General features: G+C 71.8%; 15 protein-coding genes. All 15 read right to left on the bottom strand.

The genetic code is table 11. The annotated features are described in order from the left end of the window. Nucleotides 1-15 precede the first annotated feature (15 nt). Complete coding sequence (locus ABZ863_RS19110) at nt 16-1,149, bottom strand: cytochrome P450 (RefSeq protein WP_358537225.1); 1,134 nt, start codon at nt 1,147-1,149, stop codon at nt 16-18. A gap of 172 nt (nt 1,150-1,321) precedes the next feature. Beyond that, nucleotides 1,322-1,633, bottom strand: a complete 312-nt coding sequence (locus ABZ863_RS19105) for a hypothetical protein (RefSeq protein ID WP_358537222.1) — start codon at nt 1,631-1,633, stop codon at nt 1,322-1,324. Next, nucleotides 1,630-2,853, bottom strand: a complete 1,224-nt coding sequence (locus ABZ863_RS19100) for an FAD-dependent oxidoreductase (protein ID WP_358537220.1) — start codon at nt 2,851-2,853, stop codon at nt 1,630-1,632. The genes ABZ863_RS19105 and ABZ863_RS19100 overlap by 4 nt, the downstream gene beginning before the upstream one ends. Next, nucleotides 2,850-3,623 carry a thioesterase domain-containing protein gene (locus ABZ863_RS19095; protein ID WP_358537217.1) on the bottom strand — a complete coding sequence of 258 codons (774 nt, stop codon included), beginning with the start codon at nt 3,621-3,623 and terminating at the stop codon, nt 2,850-2,852. Before ABZ863_RS19095 ends, ABZ863_RS19100 begins: the two co-directional genes overlap by 4 nt. Continuing rightward, nucleotides 3,620-4,705 carry a hypothetical protein gene (locus ABZ863_RS19090; protein WP_358537215.1) on the bottom strand — a complete coding sequence of 362 codons (1,086 nt, stop codon included), beginning with the start codon at nt 4,703-4,705 and terminating at the stop codon, nt 3,620-3,622. Before ABZ863_RS19090 ends, ABZ863_RS19095 begins: the two co-directional genes overlap by 4 nt. After that, on the bottom strand, nt 4,702-5,382 hold the full coding sequence (locus ABZ863_RS19085) for a 4'-phosphopantetheinyl transferase superfamily protein (protein ID WP_358537212.1): 681 nt from the start codon (nt 5,380-5,382) through the stop codon (nt 4,702-4,704). The genes ABZ863_RS19090 and ABZ863_RS19085 overlap by 4 nt, the downstream gene beginning before the upstream one ends. Beyond that, complete coding sequence (locus ABZ863_RS19080) at nt 5,369-6,136, bottom strand: 2-oxo acid dehydrogenase subunit E2 (RefSeq protein ID WP_358537209.1); 768 nt, start codon at nt 6,134-6,136, stop codon at nt 5,369-5,371. The genes ABZ863_RS19085 and ABZ863_RS19080 overlap by 14 nt, the downstream gene beginning before the upstream one ends. After that, nucleotides 6,133-6,360, bottom strand: a complete 228-nt coding sequence (locus ABZ863_RS19075) for an acyl carrier protein (protein ID WP_358537206.1) — start codon at nt 6,358-6,360, stop codon at nt 6,133-6,135. The genes ABZ863_RS19080 and ABZ863_RS19075 overlap by 4 nt, the downstream gene beginning before the upstream one ends. After that, nucleotides 6,357-8,087 carry an HAD-IIIC family phosphatase gene (locus tag ABZ863_RS19070; RefSeq protein WP_358537203.1) on the bottom strand — a complete coding sequence of 577 codons (1,731 nt, stop codon included), beginning with the start codon at nt 8,085-8,087 and terminating at the stop codon, nt 6,357-6,359. Before ABZ863_RS19070 ends, ABZ863_RS19075 begins: the two co-directional genes overlap by 4 nt. Further along, nucleotides 8,084-9,100 (bottom strand): 3-oxoacyl-ACP synthase III family protein, encoded by a 1,017-nt coding sequence (locus ABZ863_RS19065; RefSeq protein ID WP_358537201.1) that lies wholly within the window; start codon nt 9,098-9,100, stop codon nt 8,084-8,086. The genes ABZ863_RS19070 and ABZ863_RS19065 overlap by 4 nt, the downstream gene beginning before the upstream one ends. Then, nucleotides 9,097-12,024 carry a beta-ketoacyl synthase N-terminal-like domain-containing protein gene (locus ABZ863_RS19060; protein WP_358537198.1) on the bottom strand — a complete coding sequence of 976 codons (2,928 nt, stop codon included), beginning with the start codon at nt 12,022-12,024 and terminating at the stop codon, nt 9,097-9,099. Before ABZ863_RS19060 ends, ABZ863_RS19065 begins: the two co-directional genes overlap by 4 nt. Beyond that, complete coding sequence (locus ABZ863_RS19055; protein ID WP_358537195.1) at nt 12,021-12,299, bottom strand: acyl carrier protein; 279 nt, start codon at nt 12,297-12,299, stop codon at nt 12,021-12,023. The genes ABZ863_RS19060 and ABZ863_RS19055 overlap by 4 nt, the downstream gene beginning before the upstream one ends. A 25-nt stretch (nt 12,300-12,324) precedes the next feature. Further along, nucleotides 12,325-13,959 carry an acyl-CoA dehydrogenase gene (locus ABZ863_RS19050; protein ID WP_358537192.1) on the bottom strand — a complete coding sequence of 545 codons (1,635 nt, stop codon included), beginning with the start codon at nt 13,957-13,959 and terminating at the stop codon, nt 12,325-12,327. After that, nucleotides 13,956-15,725, bottom strand: a complete 1,770-nt coding sequence (locus ABZ863_RS19045) for an acyl-CoA dehydrogenase family protein (protein ID WP_358537190.1) — start codon at nt 15,723-15,725, stop codon at nt 13,956-13,958. The genes ABZ863_RS19050 and ABZ863_RS19045 overlap by 4 nt, the downstream gene beginning before the upstream one ends. Then, nucleotides 15,722-17,458, bottom strand: coding sequence for a fatty acyl-AMP ligase (locus tag ABZ863_RS19040; protein WP_358537188.1), 1,737 nt, complete (start codon nt 17,456-17,458; stop codon nt 15,722-15,724). Before ABZ863_RS19040 ends, ABZ863_RS19045 begins: the two co-directional genes overlap by 4 nt. Nucleotides 17,459-17,532 lie beyond the last annotated feature (74 nt).

Below are 17,532 nucleotides of genomic sequence, written 5' to 3'. Positions count from 1 at the left end.
ACTCGCGCGTGGGTACTACCAGGTGACGGGCAACGACTTCAGGCCGTGCACCAGCATCCCCTGCTTCATCTGGAGGTCGGCGACATCGCCGTCCAGGCGCAGGGTCGGGAACCGGCGGAACAGGCTGCTGATGGTGATCCGCAGCTCGGCGACCGCGAGAGCGGCACCGAGACAGTGGTGGACGCCGTGGCCGAAAGCCAGGTGTGGGTTGCTGCTCCGGTCGGGGTGGAACTCCTCACCCCGCTCGAACACGTCGGCGTCGCGGTTGGCCGAGCACACCGCGGCCAGCACCGCGCTGCCCTTCGGGATCATCGTCCCGGCGATCTCGACGTCCTCCAGCGCGATCCGCATCGGGCCGCCGTCGCCGATCGGGTTGATGCGCAGCAGCTCCGGGACGAAGTCGCCGACGACGTCGGGATCGGCGACCACCCGCGCCAGGTGCTCCGGGCTGCGCAGCAGCGTCAGCACGCAGGCGCCGATCATGCTCACCGTGGTCTCGTGCCCCGCGACGAGGATGGTCATCGCCATGACGATCAGCTCGGCCTGATCGAGCGCATCCCGCTCGTCATGTGCGGCGATGAGCGCGCTGAGCAGGTCGTCACCGGGCTCCTCGCGACGGCGGTTGATCAGCTCATGGATGTAGCCGGCCATCTCCAGCCGCTGCTGCAGCATCTCTTCAGCGGTGTGCGTGGTCAGCGAGACGATGGCGTTGGACCACTCCCTGAACCGCTCGCGGTCCTCGAACGGAACACCCAGCAGTTCGCAGATCACCTGCACCGGCAGCGGGAACGCCAGCGCGGCGTTGAGATCGGCCTGCCGGTTCTCCCGCGCGGCCATCGCATCGAGCAGCGTGTCGGTGAGCTCCTGGATGCGCGGCTCGAGGTCGCGAATCCGGCGGGCGGTGAACTCACCCATCACGAGCTTGCGCAGCCGGGTGTGCTCCGGCGGATCGGTGGAGAACAGGCTGTTCGGCGGCATCGGCGCCGCGGTCAGCTGCGGTGCGCCCTCGGCGACCATCGCCGCCCTGCTGAATCGCGGGTCGGCCAGCACCAGCTTGGCGTCCTCGTACCGGCTGACCACGTAGCCCGTGTCGCCGCTGGGCAGGACGACCTGCGCCACCGGCTCGGTCGCGCGCAGCTCGGTGTACACGGGAGGGAGCTCTGTCGCAGATGGACGGTGGAACGGGTAGTGGCGTGGACAGCCCGTTGGCGCCAGGTCGGCGGTATCAGCGTTTCCGGCAACGGTCTCGGCGTTCATGGTTCTCCCAGTTGAGGCAGGGTCGTTGCGCCGCCCACTGTCCCGCGCACTGCTGAGCCGTGGCTTAGGCCTGGCTTTCCCGCCGGATCCCGCGGGCGAGCGCCACATGTGTCAGCCAGACCAGCCCGAGGGTGAAGCCGGGCGCGGCCTGCGCCTGCGTCTCCGGCACGACGGTGAAGGCCACCAGCACCACCAGTGGTGGTGCCCAGTGCGCGAGGACCCGCATCGGCCGTAGCCGCGCCGCGAACGGCAGCAACGCGCCGAGCAGCGCACCGGGTACGGTCCAGCCGAGGTGCTTGGTGATCTCGAAAGCGGCGAACGCACCGCAGACCCCGGCGAGCAGCAGCCAACCCGGGATGAGACGACGGCCGCTCATCCGGTCAGCTCCGGCTGGAGCTGGAAGTACGCGCTGCACAGGATTCGCTTCTGCAGGTACCTGCTGTGGTGCAGCGCCCGGTACAGCGTGGATCGTCCGGCCACCGCGAGCCGGTGGCCGAAGGTGAAGGCCCGTTCCTGGCGCAGCTGCAGGTTCCGGGAGATTCGCACGGCGGTCTCCCGCTCCGCCTGGAACCGCAATGCGGCGGTGGTCACCAGCTCGGCACGGCGTGTGCCCGTGGCGCGCAAGGCTGGGTCGAGCAGCCCGGCCAGCGTGCGACCGTCGATGAGCGCGTGGTTGACGCCCTGACCGAGAATCGGGGTCAGCGTGTGCGCGGCGTCGCCGACGAGCACCAGGCCGGGACGCGACCAGCGCGGCGTGGCGACGGTGAAGATGTCGAGCACTGTGGTGCCGGACCAGCCGGTGACGGTCGCGCGCAGCGTCTCCGACAGCTCCGGGGCGATCTCGTGCAGGCGCGTGTGCAGAGCACCGATACCATCGGCGCGTAGCTCCTTCAGGCCGCCCTTGGGAATGTTGAAGCCGACGCGGATGTCGTCTGGGTACGTGGGGATGAACAGGCCGTGCCGCGCGCCGCGCAAACGGATGCGGTACGTTCCGGCTTCCCACGAGGCCGGCCTCGGCACGCGCAGCCACACGACGTCGCGGTCGAGCGGAACCTTCGTGAAGTCCAAACCGGACAGTCCACGGATCTTGCTGTACCGGCCGTCGGCGCCGACCACCAGTGCGGCCCGGATCTCACCCTTCTCGCCGCCTGCGGCACGGTACCGTACCCCGGTCACCGTGCCGTCGTCCTCGACCAGATCGGTGACGGTCGCCCCCTGGCGAAGCTCGAACCCCGGCTCCTCGGCCGCGGCCTCGGCGAGCGCGGACAGCAGTGTCGGTTGCGGGATCTCCATCGGAAACCGGCAATGGTAGGAGAAGTCGGCGAACTCGGTGCGCATCATCACCTTTCCCGACTCGGCGATCTCGAGCCGCTCGACGGTCAGCGCGCCACGCTCGGCGACAGTACCAAGGACACCGAGCTGGTCGAGCAACCACACGCCGTCGGGTGACAGCGACTCGCCGCGGAAGCTGCGGTCGAAGCGGGGGCTCTGCTCCAGCACCGTGACCTGATGCCCGGCGCGGGCGAGGCACAGCGCCAGCGTCAGCCCGGCGGGCCCGCCGCCGACAACGCAGACGTCGGTGGTGTGGATGTTCATCGGACTCTCCTCAGTGGTGCGACCGTGGTGTGCTGCGCGGCGAGACGATCGGGCACGCGACCGGCGACCTCGGCGAGCCTGCGGCCGAGTGCGGGCAGCAGGCCGGCGTTGCGGTCCTGTACGAGAAAGTGCCCGCCGTCGAGGACGTCGAGTGCGAACGCGTCGGCGGCGTGCTCGCGCCACCCGTCGAGCTGGTCCAGTGTGACCAGCGGATCGTGGCGGCCGCCGAAGACGAAAACCGGCATGGGTAAGGGTGGTGCGGCGATGTAGCGATGATCGGCGCACAACCGCAGATCGGCGCGGACCGAGCCGAGCAGCACACGTAACCATTCCGGTCTGGTCAGCAGGTCCTCTGGCAGGCCGCCGATCGCGCGCAGCCGGTGGGCCAGGGTCAGGTCGTCGACGCTGTCGATGTCGTTCCCCACGAGCACGGGCCTGGTCAGGTGCGGAGCGGCGTAGGCGGCGGCGAGGAAGACCTCGGGCAGGCGGGCCGCGCGGGCCATTCGCCGCTGGAGGAGCCAGTAGGCGAGCAACGCCCCCATGCTGTGGCCGAAGAAGGCATGCGGCGCCGCCAGCTCGTCGTCGAGCTGCGCGTCCAGGTCCGCGATCAGCGACCGCAGGTCGGCGTACGGCAGCGCGGCAGCCGGGTTCTCCCGCCCCGGCAGCTGCACCGGGCGCAGCGTGACCCCGTCCGGCAGCGCGCCTTCCCAGGCGCGGAAGACCGAGGCCGTGCCGCCCGCGTGGTGGAAGCAGAACAGGTTGACGGTCACCGCGACACTCCCGTCCTGGTCGCCTTGCCGCGCAGTGCCAGCAGGAGACCGAGCGCGCTGGCGCGCCGGTCGCCGAGCGCCTCCAGCACACCACGCAGCAGCCACAGCCGGGTGTCGGTGAGATGGGCCGGTGAGCCGTGCACGTCGTCGAACTCGACCCAGCGGAAGTCCACAAGCGACTCGGCGAGCAGCTCCCACTCCCGCCGGGGAATGATCTCGTCGCGGCGGCTGGCCACGTACCGCACGGGAACCCGGAGTTCGGCGAGGGCGTCGCGATCGAGAGCGAGTGCGGTGAGGTCCGCTCCACCGGAGAGATGGCTCACCGTGGCACGGGTCGTGGACGGCAGCGAGTCACGGTCGGTGAACGCGGCAGAGACGGGCGCGCCGACAGTGTGGACACTGCGAATCCTGGGGTCGTGCCGGGCAGCGGCCAGCGCGAGGTGCCCGGCGAAGCTCAGCCCCACCACATGCACACCCGCCGCGCACACTGCTGCGCCGAGCCGGTCGAGGATCTCCGGAATCAGCTCGACACTGCCGGGCAGATAAGGGGTTGTGTTCTCCCCCACCGATGGCATCTCGGTGACGATGACACCGGCACGCAGCCGGCGGGCCGCCGTGAGGAACGGAGCCCACTGTTCCTTGACGCTGATGATGCCGCCCATGACGAGCAGCACCGGGCGGCCCGGGGTGACACCGGCCGTCCAGGCGGCCACCTGTCCGGCGGGAAGCGAGAGATCGAGCCGGTCGATTCCGCCGTGCGCGAGGCGCCAGCTGTCGAAGGCACGGACGGCTGCCTCGCCGGCGCGCAGGCGATCGGGATCAGCGGGAAAGGGGAAGCGGGCGAGCACGAAGCAGCGACAGGCCTCCAGCGGCCTGCCCGCGGCCAGGCGCCGCTCCCCCAGCCTTGACCACACACGGGGCCACGCCGCCTCGTCCCCGTCGGCGACGAGGCGGTCCAGCACCGCGCCCGCCGCGACCGGGTCGAGTCCCAGTGCCCGCGCGTGCAGCCGCGCGAAGCCCGCCAGTTCCGCCAAGGGCGGCGGCGCCTCGCCAGCGCGGCGGCCGGGCAGGGTGGATGTCATCGGGCTGCCTCCTGGAGGGTCCTGGTCGTGATCGGCGTGGTTCGGTCCTCGCGCAGTGCCACCGCGACCCAGTAATCAGCGCCGGAGGGTGCGCGGCGCAGGCGGTCGATGCCGAGCCGGTAACCCTGCGGGGGCCGGTCGACCCGCACGGTGGGCATGCCGATGGCCAGCCCCCGGCCATCGGCTTTGGCGATCGCCTCCTTACCGACCCACAACCGGGCTATGGCCTCGGTGCGTACGGCGCCGGAGACGCCGCTCAGCGCGACGGTTTCGGCGGGGTGGCAGAACCGCGCCAACATGGACGGCCCGGTGGCGATGATGCGGTCGGCGCGTTCGATATCGACGCCGATCCGGCCCGCCCGGCTGACCCCGAGGACGAACAGGTCCCCGGTGTGGCTGAGGTTCACATCGACCGGCAGCCGTTCGCCGGTGCCGCCGTGCACCGGGTAGGGCCTGCCCTGATCGTCGCGAGCCAGCGCGATGCCGGCGGCCTCGCGGCCCAGCAGGTGACCGAGGGTCGCGGCGATCAGGTGGCGGGAGCCCGCCCGGCCCGTGCCCCAGTCGGCCGCGGTGGCGGCGGCGACCAGCCTGCCGTGCGCGGACCAGCCGGACAGCGCCCGCGCCCACCCGGTTCCGGTGTCCGGCCGCAGCCACACCGGCGGCTCAGCGAACCGCATCGGCCGACTCCGGGGAACGCTCCAATGTGGACACCAGGTCGTCGAGCACGTCCGCGGCGAGCGCGCCGTCGAGCACCCGGTGGTCGAACGTGAGCGACAGCGGCAGCACCGGCGCGGCGGTGATCTCGCCGCCGCGGATCAGGGGCCGCCGCTCGATGTGACCGACACCGATCGTCAACGCGGTGCCGCCAGAGCTGAAGAAGGTACGAACCCGCCGGTGCCCCAGCGACGTGACCGCCACCGTGCCCAGCCTGCGATGCCGTTCCGGCAGGCGGTTCGCCAGCGCGAACGCCAGCCTGCCCGCGGGGAACGGCATCCGCTGCAGCGCGCGAGCCCCGGCGAAGTCCGGCAGCCGCGACGGGTCGCCGGTCACCAGCCGGTCGAGCCGGTGTTGCAGGAACAGCCTGGAGGCCCGATCGGCATCCGGCAGCACAGCCGACAGCACCACTCGCGTGCCGGCGATCTCGCGGTCCAGCGTCACCTTCACGTCCACGAACGGGCAGCGAACCAGCCGCGGCCGCAGCAGCCCACCGTAGGCGGCGTTGGCATCGGGGTACCTGGCGAGCACCCGGCCCACAGAGTGAATGACATACGTGACCACCGACGTCGCGCGGCCGGTGGCCACCCGGTCGGCCAGCAGTGCGGTGGCGTCCACCTCCGCGCCGAGGTGCACCGGGCTGGCCGCGCGCGCGTGGGCGAGGAAGTGCAGGGTGTGCCTGCGTTGCCGGGGAACCGGCCCCACCGTGACGCTCATGTGCCTATGGCGGCGTGCACACCGCGCAGATCGGTGGCCTCGAGCATCGCCAGCATCGGCGCCTGCCTGCCGGTCGCCTGCTCCACCGCGCTGAGCAGCTTGAGCAGTAGCACGGAGTCCCAGCCGGGCAGGTCGTCGAAGCGGGTGTCCAAATCGGATTCCGTCACCTGCAGCCCCACCTCGTCACGCAGCAGAACGAGAAACGCCGTGGTGTCCAGTGTCATCGCGGTTCTCCCAGTGTCAGCGACCCGGGAAGCGCCGAGTCGACGGTGAGATGGGCGATCGGCTCCGGCAGCACGGCGAGGTCGTGGCGGAACCACGAGGCGCCGTCCGGCCCGTCCACTGCCGTGAAGCCGTGCTCTGGGTATAGGCCGGCCACGCGGCCGTTCCGCGGTGTGGGGCGGTAGGTGCCCAGTACCGCGGAGGCGCCCTGCGCGGCCGCCCAGCGCAGCAGCTCGCCGAGCCAGGCCGATTCGATGCCGCGGCCGAGCACCCGGCACGACATCACCAGGTTGTCGATGACGATCGTGCCCGCGTCCTGCCGGGCGAACAGCACACCGACCACGCCGTGGTCACCGAACCGGTCGCGTACCCGGATCGGTGCGACCACCGTGTCCGGATCGGACAGTGCATTGCGGACGGCTGTGGTGTCCAACCGCACGGTGGTGAGGTTGAACTGGTTGGTGCGTTGCGTCAGCTGTGCCAGCCTCGCGACATCGCCCTGGCCGGGCGCGAAGAGCTCCAGCCGGGTGTCCAGCTCGGCGAGGTAGCCGGTGAGCGAGGTGAAGCCGGCGCGGAACTCGGAGCGACGCGCCTCGGTGCGGTAGCGGTCGACCCGTTCCCGGTCCTCGGCGGTGATCGCGGTGCTGTCGAACCAGCCCTCCTCCAGCAGGCGGTCGGTGTGCCGTGCGGGCTCGGCGGCATCGACCTCGATGACCGCGATCTCCGGCCGGCGAGTACGCACCAGTCCTGCTTCCGTCGGGCTGTCGTCGACGAACACCAGGCTGTCCACGCCGATGCCGATCCGCTCGGCGACCTCGACGATGGTGTCGGCCTTCGGGCCCCAGTCGGCCACCACCGTCACGAAGTCGTCGCGGCTGAGCACGAGATCGGGGTGGGTCCGCAGGACCTGCTCGACCTCGTCGGGATCGTTCTTGCTGCAGATCGCCAGCAGGACGCCCTGGCTACTGAGCTGGGCGACCGCACGCTGGAAGCGGCGGTGGGCCTCGCCGCGCAGTCCGTCGGCCATCTCGAGCCCGTCGCCGCCGGACTCGGCCAGCGTGCCACCCCACAACGTGCCGTCGAGGTCGAGTACCAGGCATTTACGCGGCTTGCCACGCAGGCCGCGGGCCAGGTGGCCGACCGTGCGCGCGAGCAGGCCGAGCACCTCGTCGGTGTAGGCCACCCGGGCGTATACCGCGAGCCGGGGATCGCGGGCGGGCCCGCTGTCACCGAGGAGCGGGTCGAGGTCGATGACGTAGCAGCCGCCCTCCCCCGTGCCCAGTTCGAGCAGCTCCGCGGTGAACCGGCGCCACACTGCGCCGAGCCGGGCGCGCTCCCGCAGATCGAGGATCTGGTTCGTGTACCAGGACCACAGCGGTGCGGTCGTGAACACCAGCGCGCCCTGGCCCCGGTCACGGTGCAGCGCGGTCAGCTCCCGCAGGAGGTCGAGCAGTCCTGCCGCGGCCTCTTCGACGTCGTCCACTGTCCACACCGGACTCGTGATGCGCTGGAACACCGCCGTGGCGTCGAGCAGGCACAGCGTCACGTCGCTCTCGGCAGGCTGAGCGAGGTGCAGTGCGAAAGCCCCGGGATCACCCGCGCGTACCCCGCCCAGCATGGCGTGCCGGGCCAGTTCCCCGGTCAGCGCGGGGATGAGTGGGGCGATGGTGCCGCTGCCGGTCACCGCGATCGACACGGTGGGAACGCCCGGGTTGGCCTGCTCGATCACATTCCCTCCAACGCGAATCCGGTCCTGATCCATTTGCTCGACTCGATGGCCACCGCGAGCGCCCGGTCGCCGGGCGCCAGTGGCAGGACCCGGTGCAGTTGCAGGAACGGCAGGGCGTTTCCGTTGTTGCCGGTGTCGGCGACACAGCTGACCTCGGCGGCGCGCAGGCCGAAACGTTCCACGAGGCCGGCGGTGATGTGCTCGGTCATCCGCCCGCCCAGCTGCGGCGGCAGCAGGTGGGTCACCGAATCCGGCGTCCATCCGGTCCGCGCCAGCAGATCGGCCAGTGCTTCCGCTGCCAGCACCGGAACGCCGGCCTCGATGGCCTTGTAGTCCTCGGCGACCGGCTGCTCGCCACTGTCGCGGTCGGCGGCGCCGAACCAGCGGATGACCTGCCCCGGCTCACGTCCGAGACCGACGAAGGTGGTCCGCACCGGGCCGAGCCTGGTCGCGTCGGCGGGCCCGTCCTTGCCGAGCACGACCGCGCCGGCGCCGTCACCGAAGATCACGTAGTTGATCAGCTCACTCGGTGGGAGCGCGGCGAAGTCGTGGTCGAGCACCAGGTGCTTGGCGCATGAGTCGGCGCCGATCACGAGTGCGGTGCGCTGCTCGTCGTCGAGCATCCGGCCGGCCAATGCCAATGCCTGCACCGCGCCCGCGCAACCGGACTGCAGCTGGAAAGTGGGCACCTCCTGCAGGCCGAGCCGGTCGGCGACCAGGTTGACCGAGGCCGGCATCAGATGGTCGGGCGAGGCGGTGGCCAGCACCACCACGTCGATGTCGCCGGGCTCCAGCCCGGCATCGGCGGCCGCGGCCGCGGCCGCTTCGGCCGCCAGGTCCACCAGTGTGTGCGTGACTTCGCCGGTGTCCAGGTCCACGCCGAGGTACCGGGTGCGCGTGCCCACGAACCGCTCCACCCAGCGCGGGTCGGTGCCGAAGCGTTCTCCGATGCGTGCGTTGTCGATGGGGTCACCTGGCAGCGCTGTGCCGCTGCCCAACAGCAGGTGGCTCACGCCGGGGCTCCTTCCGGGGCGGGGTGGGCTCGTTCGAAGTGCGTGATGAGGCTTCCGACTGTGGTCAGGTGCGGTAACAGGGCTTCGAGGTCGAGCGGCCCGATGCGGGGTTCGAGCTCGTCGACGAACCGCATCGCCATGATCGAGTCGAAGCCGAGGTCGGCCAGCTCCGCCTGTGGGTGCAGCGCAGCGTCGTCGTGGCCGCTGACCACGCGGATCGCCGCACGCACGAGGTCGGCGACACCGGACGCGGCCGGCTCGGAAACGGTCGTGGCTTCGTAACCGGTGTCCGCCGTGGTGTGCACCCGGGCGGCCGGTGCGGCGCCCGGGTCGAACCAGAACTCGGTGCGGATGTCGAAGACGTAGCCGGGCAGCCTGCGCCGGACCCGCGCGGCCGGGGTGTACCAGCGGTCGAGAGCCACGTCGGCGCCGTCCCGCCAGAGGGCCGCCACCACGGCCGCCAGCTCGCCACCGTCCGCACGCGGCCCCGGCGAGCACGCCAACGCCGTGTGCGGGCCGAGAATGCCGCGCAGCAGGCCGAGCAGCACCGGCCTCGGTCCGACCTCCACCACGTGTGTCGGCGCCAGTGCGGCCAGCGCGTCGGCGGCGTCGGCGAACCGCACCGGGGCACAGATCTGCTCCGTCCAATAGGAACCGTCTACTGTGGTCAGTGTCTCGGCACCGGAGTCGCCATGGCGCACAGTGGACAGCAGGGGAAAGCGCGGCGTACCTGCGGGCACTTTCTCAGCCACCGCGGCGAACTGCCCGACCATGGGGCGCATCAATCCGGAATGGAAGGCATGCGAGACCGCGAGCCGGGTCACCGCCGTCCCCGCTGCCCGGATCGCGGCGGCGGCGCGCTCGACCGCGGCCTCGCTGCCGCTCACCGTGACCGAGCGCGGGCCGTTGCTGGCGGCGACATCGAGCACCTCACCGTCGCGGGCACCCAGATCGGGGCCGAGCAACCCGGTCAGTTCGGCCGCGGACAGCCTGGCAGCAGCCATCGCACCGCCGCCGGGCAGCGCCTGCATGAGGGAGCCGCGCACGGTCACCAGCCGCGCCGCGTCGGCGAGGTCGAGTGCACCCGCGGCGCACGCGGCGGCGAACTCGCCAACGCTGTGGCCGATCGCCGCGACCGGCTGTACGCCGAGCTCCAGGAGTGTGGCCGCCAGCGCGTAGGAGAGAGCGAACAACGCGGGCTGGGCGAGCGCGGTCGGCTCCAGGTCGGCACCGGAGAGCAACAGCTCGACGAGCGTTCCGCCTGGCAGCTCACCGATCGCGGCGGACACCCGGTCCAGCTGCTGCCGGTACGGGGGGCAGTGCCGGTACAGTGCCGCGGTCATGGCGGGAAACTGGCTCCCCTGGCCGGTGAACACCAACGCGATGCGCGGGGCGGACCCGGCGTCATGTCCGTTCTGCTCCCCGAGCACGCGGTCCAACGCAGTGAGCAAGCCGTCACGCCCAACGCCGCCGACCGCCGCGCGATGCCGCAGCCCACGTTTGACCACAGTGGACGACCAGGCGAGCTGCGCGACGCGACCGGGCACTTCGGCGGCAACCGCGGCACGGAGCTCGGTGAGGTTGGCGGCCAGCGCTGCCGTGGTCGCCGCGGTGACGGTCAGTACCGCCGCCTCCGGCTCCCGCGGCGCGGGCGTGGTCGTACGCGGCGGTGAGGAGAGCACCAGATGCGCGTTCGTGCCACCGAGGCCGAAGCTGCTGACCCCGGCGTGAACCGTCCCCGCAGGCAGGCGGGACGCGGTGGTCGCCAGCCGGAAACCGTGGTCGGCCAGCCGCAGCTCGGGGTTCTCCTCCCCCGCCGGCATGCCGGGCAACGTGCGCCGCTCCAGCGCAAGGCACGCCTTGATCAGCCCGGTGATGCCTGCCGCGCCCTCCAGGTGCCCGAGGTTGGCCTTCACCGAGCCGAGCAGCGCGGGGGTCTGCCTGCCCGCGTGCACGTCGCCGAGGGCCCGCACCTCGATCATGTCGCCAAGGCGGGTTCCTGTGCCGTGTCCCTCCACAAACGACACCGCGGACGGCTCGATGCCTGCCTGGTCGTGTGCCCTGCGGATGACACCGGCCTGGGCGAACCGGTTCGGTGCGGTCAGGCCATTGCTCCGGCCGTCGGACCCGACGGCGCCGCCCTCTATCACCGCGTACACCCGCTGCTTGTCGGCCAGCGCATCGGACAGCCTGCGCAGCACCACCACGCCGACGCCCTCACCGCGGCCGATACCGTCGGCACCGTCGGCGAACGGTTTGCACCGGCCGTCCGGGGCAGCCAGGCCCGCCTGTGCGTAGAAAATGGACAGTGCGGGAGTGAGGATCAGGTTCACCCCGGCGGCGATCGCGATGTCCACCTCGCCCGCCTGCAGAGCGGTGGCTGCCAGCTGGGTGGCCACGAGCGACGACGAGCACGCCGTGTCGACCGCCATGCTCGGGCCCTTGAGATCGAGGTGGTAGGAGATCCGGTTGGCGGCCATGCAGTAACCGTTGCCGGAACCGCGGTGCGCGGTCATGCCCCGGTAGTCCGACAGGTGCAGCGTGCCCCATTCGCTGGACATCATGCCCACGTACACGCCGGTGGCGGTGCCTGCCAGCGCGCGCGGGTCGTGGCCTGCGTCCTCTACGGCCCGCCAGGTCGCCTGCAGCAGCAGGCGCTGCTGCGGGTCCATGGCCGCGGCCTCGGCCGGTGAGATCCCGAAGAAGCCGTGGTCGAAGCCGGCGACGTCGGCGAGGAAGGCCGCGGGCAGCGTCACGCCCGGCGGAGCGCCGTCGACCCGCGCCGGATCCCAGCGGTCGGCGGGGACAGGGCCCGCCGCGGTGCGGCCGTCGATGAGCAACCGCCAGAAGTCATCGACCGTGGGCGCGCCGGGTAACCGGCAGTCGATACCGACGACGGCGATCCCGCCTCGCGGCGGTGTCACGGCCGCCCCGCCGCGAGTTCGCCATGCAGGTACCCGGCGAGCGCCTCGATGGTCGGGTAGTCCCAGGCAACGGTCGGTTCGACTTCGAGGCCCCAGGTGTCCTCGACGTCACCGCACAGGCTGAGCACGTACACCGAGTCGAGGCCCAGCTCCGCCAGCGGTACCGTCGCGTCGATCTGCCCCACGGGGACCTCGCGGTACTCGGCGACGCGCTCGGCCAGCCAGGTGACGAGGTCCGCCGTCGTCGGGGGCCTGGTGTGCTCGGGGAGGCTCATCGGGTTCCTTTCTCCGGCGACGCGGTCACCGTGTGCGGACGACAGGTTCGGGATCGAGGTCGAAACTCCGGCCACGCTCGGCGCGGTCCGTCAGCACGGCGAACGCGGCCTCCGCCGCCGTGGTGGTACGCGGCTCGCCGAGTCGGCCGGACCGCAGCCCGATCCGCTCCAGCACCGCGTCCGTCCACAACGGATCGCCTGCGTGCGGCGAGTTGAGGCACGCAGAGGTGGCGAGCAGCCAGGCGTATCGCTCGGTCAGCGCCAGCGACCGGTGCCCCGCCGTCACGCCACGTTCGGCCACTGGCAGTGCGCCGGCAGCCGCGCGCAGTTCGGCCAGTTCCACGCGGACACCGGCGGCGAGCTCACCGCCCACCGCGTCGAGAGCCGGTGCCAGCGCGGCGAGCAGCGGATCGGGCCGGCTGGCGCGCATCCGCAGCGCGGTGAAGTCGAGCGGGGGCAACGGCGAGGTGCCGAAAAGCTCCGGTGCTGCAGGCTCGTCGAGAACCAGGCCGGGCAGGTCCGGCAGCAGCGCGAGCTGGCAGCTCACTCCCCCGGCGTGCCCGATACTCAGGCCTGCGATGTCCCGCAGGTGCTTGCCGACGAATGCGTAGGGACCGGTGCGCAGGTAGCTGCGTGCCCCGAGGACCACGGCCAGATCGCCGAGTGCGTCCTCGACCAGCCGCGGCACCAGGAACTTCGCCGCGGCGGCGTAGCGGCCCGCGGCGGCGGGACAGAGGTGCAGCGATCGGGCGGCGGCATGTGTGAAGGCCTGCGCGATGTGCAGGTCGGCGAACGCGCCGGCCAGCAGGTAGCGCGCGTGGGGCAGCGCGGTCACCGGGCGGCCGTAAAGAATCCGGCCTGCGGCGAAGCGATACACCCCGAACAGGGCCGCCTCGAGCAGGGCGGTGCCGACCCCCGCGGTCACGCAGCGGCTGACCTGGAACGAGCGCAGTGCGGTGGACCCGCCGGTACCCGGTTCGCCCACCAGCGCACCGGCCGGTACGGCGGCTCCGTCGAACCCGAGCCCGGCCAGCCGGCACCCGGCAAGGCCGGAGGTGCGCAGCCGGGGCAGGCGGGTGAGCCCGGCAACCGCGTCGAGGTCGTCGAGCAGCAGCAGAGAATGGTCGCGCCCGCCCGGTGGCGCCGCGGGGTCGGCAGTGCGGGCGAAGATCACGGCGGCTCTGGCCCGCCCGGCATTGTTGATCACCTGTTTGGTGCCGTGCAACAGGAATCCGGCGCTGGTGGGCTCGGCGCGCAGCGCGTTGCGCGCCAGATCGTTGCCGTGCGCCAGCTCGTGGTAGGCGACGGAGATGCGCTCGCCCGCGAGCAGCAGCCCCGCCACTCGCCGGCACTGCTCCGGCGTGCCGGCCGTCCACACGTTCAGCGCAGCCATCAACGTGGTCAGGCCGTGGCCGAGCCCCAACCCGGCGTCGCGCCGGAACACCGGCCGCAGCCTGCGGATCAGTGTGGGAACGTCGGCCAGCCTGCCGCCGAGCGCGACGGGGACGTACTCGGCATTGACCGACCAGCCGTCCAGTACGGCCTCACCCGCGGCGAGCGGCTCCCCCGCGTCGTCGGCGGCCAGCACCGCCGCGTGGCCGGTGGGGTTCGTCTCGTCGTAGGGATCGCCGAGCAGCGTTTCCAGCGTGGGCGCGGTCATGCCACGCTCCCCAGTGACAACAGTGACGGCATGGCACCGGCGGCTACCTGACCGGCCAGCACCGTGCCGAGCACCGCGTGTGTTTCGTCGAGCACCTCGTCCTCCACAGTGGACTCCTGGCCGAGCACCCTGTCGAGCACGGCGAGCAGCCACCGGCCGTGCCGCCACAGGGGCGCGGCGGAACCGGGTTCGTCCGTCCCGTCGACGAAGTACCGGTGGCTGCCCAGCCAGAGGGCCACTGCCGCCGCTGCGGCCACTGCCGCGGCGAGCCGGCGAGCCAGCGCGAACGCATACGGCGGGACGTCGGGCGGCACGATCGGCTGCGTGCCGATCTCGGCGAGCAGCGTCTCGGTCCGCTCGGTCAGTCTGCGCACGGCCGCAGCGACCGGACCCAGCAACGGATCGGCGCCGGCCAGTTCCGCGAGCTGAGCCGAAGCCGGAGCCAGATTGTGCAGCAGGCCGATCCCGCGAGTCGGCACCAGTCGCAGCGCACCGTAGTTCACGGCGGGCAGAGGGGCAGCGAGGTCGGCGGCCACCGCCAGTCCCGGCGGGGGCTCGCGGACGGCGCGGTGCCCGCGGGCCAGTGTGGCGAACTGGCTCACCAGTGAGTTCAGGTTCACGACCGTGTTGCCGTCGAACAGTGACACGATGCGGTGGTCGCGCTCGATCTTCTGAAACCGCCCTGTGCCCTGGGCGATCACGCCGCCACGCACGTCACGCAGCCAAGCCCGCGCGCCGAGCAGCCTGCGCAGCCGGGCCAGCAGCGCCTCGGTGCGCACCGGCACGAGGTACTTGACCGCGACGGACAGCGCCGCCAGCTCGCCGGTCATGGTGTGGATGGCGCGGGCTGCCACCGTGGCGAGGGCCTCGTTGAGCAGGTGGTCGGCATAGCAGTCGGTCAGGGTCCGGGCGGCCGCAGGCAAGGCGGCAAGGCGGCGCCCGTACAGTTCCCGCTCGCCTGCGAAGGCGACCGCCTCGGCCAGGCCGTGATCGCCCGCGCCCAGTGACAGCGCCGAACACAACGTGCGCGTGAGCTGCAGCGCACGCAGCACCGTCTCCAGGCCCGTACCGGGTGCACCGATCCGGTCAGTGGTGTCGACCTGCGCAGCTCGCAGGGTGAACCCGCTGATGTCCGCTCCGCGGATGCCGATCGTCGCCACCTTGGGCAACGGGGTGTAGGTACCCTCGGCGAGCCGGGAGCGCTCGACCAGGAAGACGTCGAACCCGCGTGGCCCGCCCTCGGGCGCGGTGCGGGCGAGAACGGTGGCCAGGCCACCACGGGTGGCGTTGTTGATCAGGTACTTCTCGCCGTCCAGCCGGAAGGTGTTCCCGTCGGCCGTGGCGGTGAGCTCGCCGGCCACGAGATCGCTACCGTGCTCGCGTTCGGTCAGCCCCCAGGAGACCGGTACTCCCGCGCTCACCAGCGCCGCGACCCGGTGCGCCTGCTCGGCGGTGCCTGCCACCCAGGTGCACACCGAGCCGAGGTAGGTCTTGCCGTGTGCGATGGCCACCGTCAGGTCGTGCCCGGCGACACCACGCATCAGCGCGGCCGCGCTTTCGTAGTCACGCAACAGCCCGCCGTACTCCGCCGGCACGTAGTGGCGGGCAAGGCCATAGTCGTCGAGCACCGCTACCTCGGCGGCCGGAAACTCCTCCGCAACATCGGCGGCGTCCCGTTCCGCGGCGGACACGGCTGGGGTGAGGCGGCGCCGCAGCTCTTCGGCTGCCAGCAGCGGCGGATGACGGAAACCCGGGTGGCTGCTCATTCGGCACCAGCCGGGATCGCCGCGGTCGAGTGCAGTACGCGCAGCCCGTCGGCGAGAAACGCCGCGCGGGTCGCGGCTCGGCGGACCTTGCCGCTCGTGGTGCGCTCGATCACGCCGGTCGGCACCAGCACCACCGTGGCCAGGTGCAGCTCGTGCTCCGCACGCACGGCCCTGCGCACGGTCGCGATGAGCTCGTCGGGGTCGGTGGCGCGCAGGTCGGCCGGACGTACCTCCTGGACGGCGATGGCAGCGGGCGCCGCATCGTCACCGACGGTGAACACCGCCGTGCTGCCGCCCGCCGTCGCCGGGTGTGCCTCGCGTATGGTCCGCTCGATGTCGTAGGGATAGAGGTTGCGGCCGTTGACGATCAGCATCTCCTTGCGCCTGCCGGTGACGTACAGCTCACCGTCGACGAGCGCACCCAGATCGCCCGTGCGGAGGTACTCGGTGGTGGAGCCCGGCAGCCGGGCACGGAACGTCGCCGCTGACTCCTCCGGCTTGCCGAGATAACCGGCGGCAACCGATGGTCCGGATAACCAGATCTCACCGACCGCCGCGTCCGGCAACGGTGTGCCGGCTGCCGGGTCGACGATCCGGATGTCGAAGTCCACTGCCCGGCCGCTGCTCACCAACCGCCGGTACGAGCGGCCGGGTGTGGCGGGGACGAGCCGGTCGGCGGCCAGCGCGGCGGCATCGACGTCGCGCGCGAGGAAGCCGGTGCCCGCCGCGGCGGCGGTGACGAACAGCGTGGTCTCAGCCATGCCGTAGCAGGGCATGATCGCCTCGGCGCGCAGACCAGCCGGCGCGAACCGGGCGGCGAAGCGCTCGAGTGTCGTGACGTGTATGGGCTCCGAGCCGTTCATCACCACCCGCAGGCAGCTCAGATCGAGTTCGGCCAGCTGTTCGTCGGTGGTGCGCCGCGTCACCAGTGCGTAACCGAAGTCCGGGGCCACCGTGATCTGCGCGCGGGCCACGCTGACCAGGCGCAGCCAGCGGTACGGCCGCTTGAGGAACGTCATCGGGGCCATCAGGTAGGCGGTACCGCCGAGGTACAGCGGACCGAGCACCTGACCGACCAGACCCATGTCGTGGTAGTGCGGCAGCCAGCTCACCGAGCGCACATCCGAGCCGAGGCCCAGCGCCCTGCCGATCTCCGACTGGTTGTGCGCCAGCGCGGCGTGGGTGACCAGCACCCCCTTGGGCTCGCTGGTCGAACCCGAGGTGTACTGCAGGAAGGCCAGCCCGGCCAGATCCGGGGTCGGCAGCGGGACCGCGGGTCCGTCCAGATCGGACTCGACGAGCACCCCGACCCGCTCGGCAAGCCCGCAGCGGTGCAGCCAGCCGCGCACGGTGTCGCTGCCCTGCGGGCTGGTGAGCACCTGGGTCACTGCCGCGTCGGCCACGATGCCGGCCAGCCTCGCATCGCCGCGGCCGCCCGATTCCGGCATGGGCGCGGGCACCGCGACCACACCGGCGAGAAAGCAGCCCAGGATCGCGACCGTGAACTCCGGCCCCGGCGGGTACAGCAGCAGTACCCGGGAACCGGTCAGCTCCGCGCGAACCAGCCCGGACGCGAACGCGGTCGCCCGCCGGTCCAGCTCCCGGTACGTCAGCACGGGCCCGGAAACCCCACCCTCGCCGTGCTCCGCGGCGAAGACGACCGCGGGATGGTCGGGGCGGCTGTCGACCCACGTTCGAAATCTCGTAACAAAGTGTTCAGCAGTGACATTCACCGGACACACCTCCTGGCGGAGATGACGCTAGCGACGAGCACCGAAATAGACCTTGCATTGCCCCTGAAACCGTG

The organism is Saccharomonospora sp. NPDC046836 (assembly GCF_040645195.1).
Taxonomy (GTDB): Bacteria; Actinomycetota; Actinomycetes; order Mycobacteriales; family Pseudonocardiaceae; genus Prauserella_A.
This window is presented reverse-complemented; position numbering and strand designations above follow the sequence as displayed.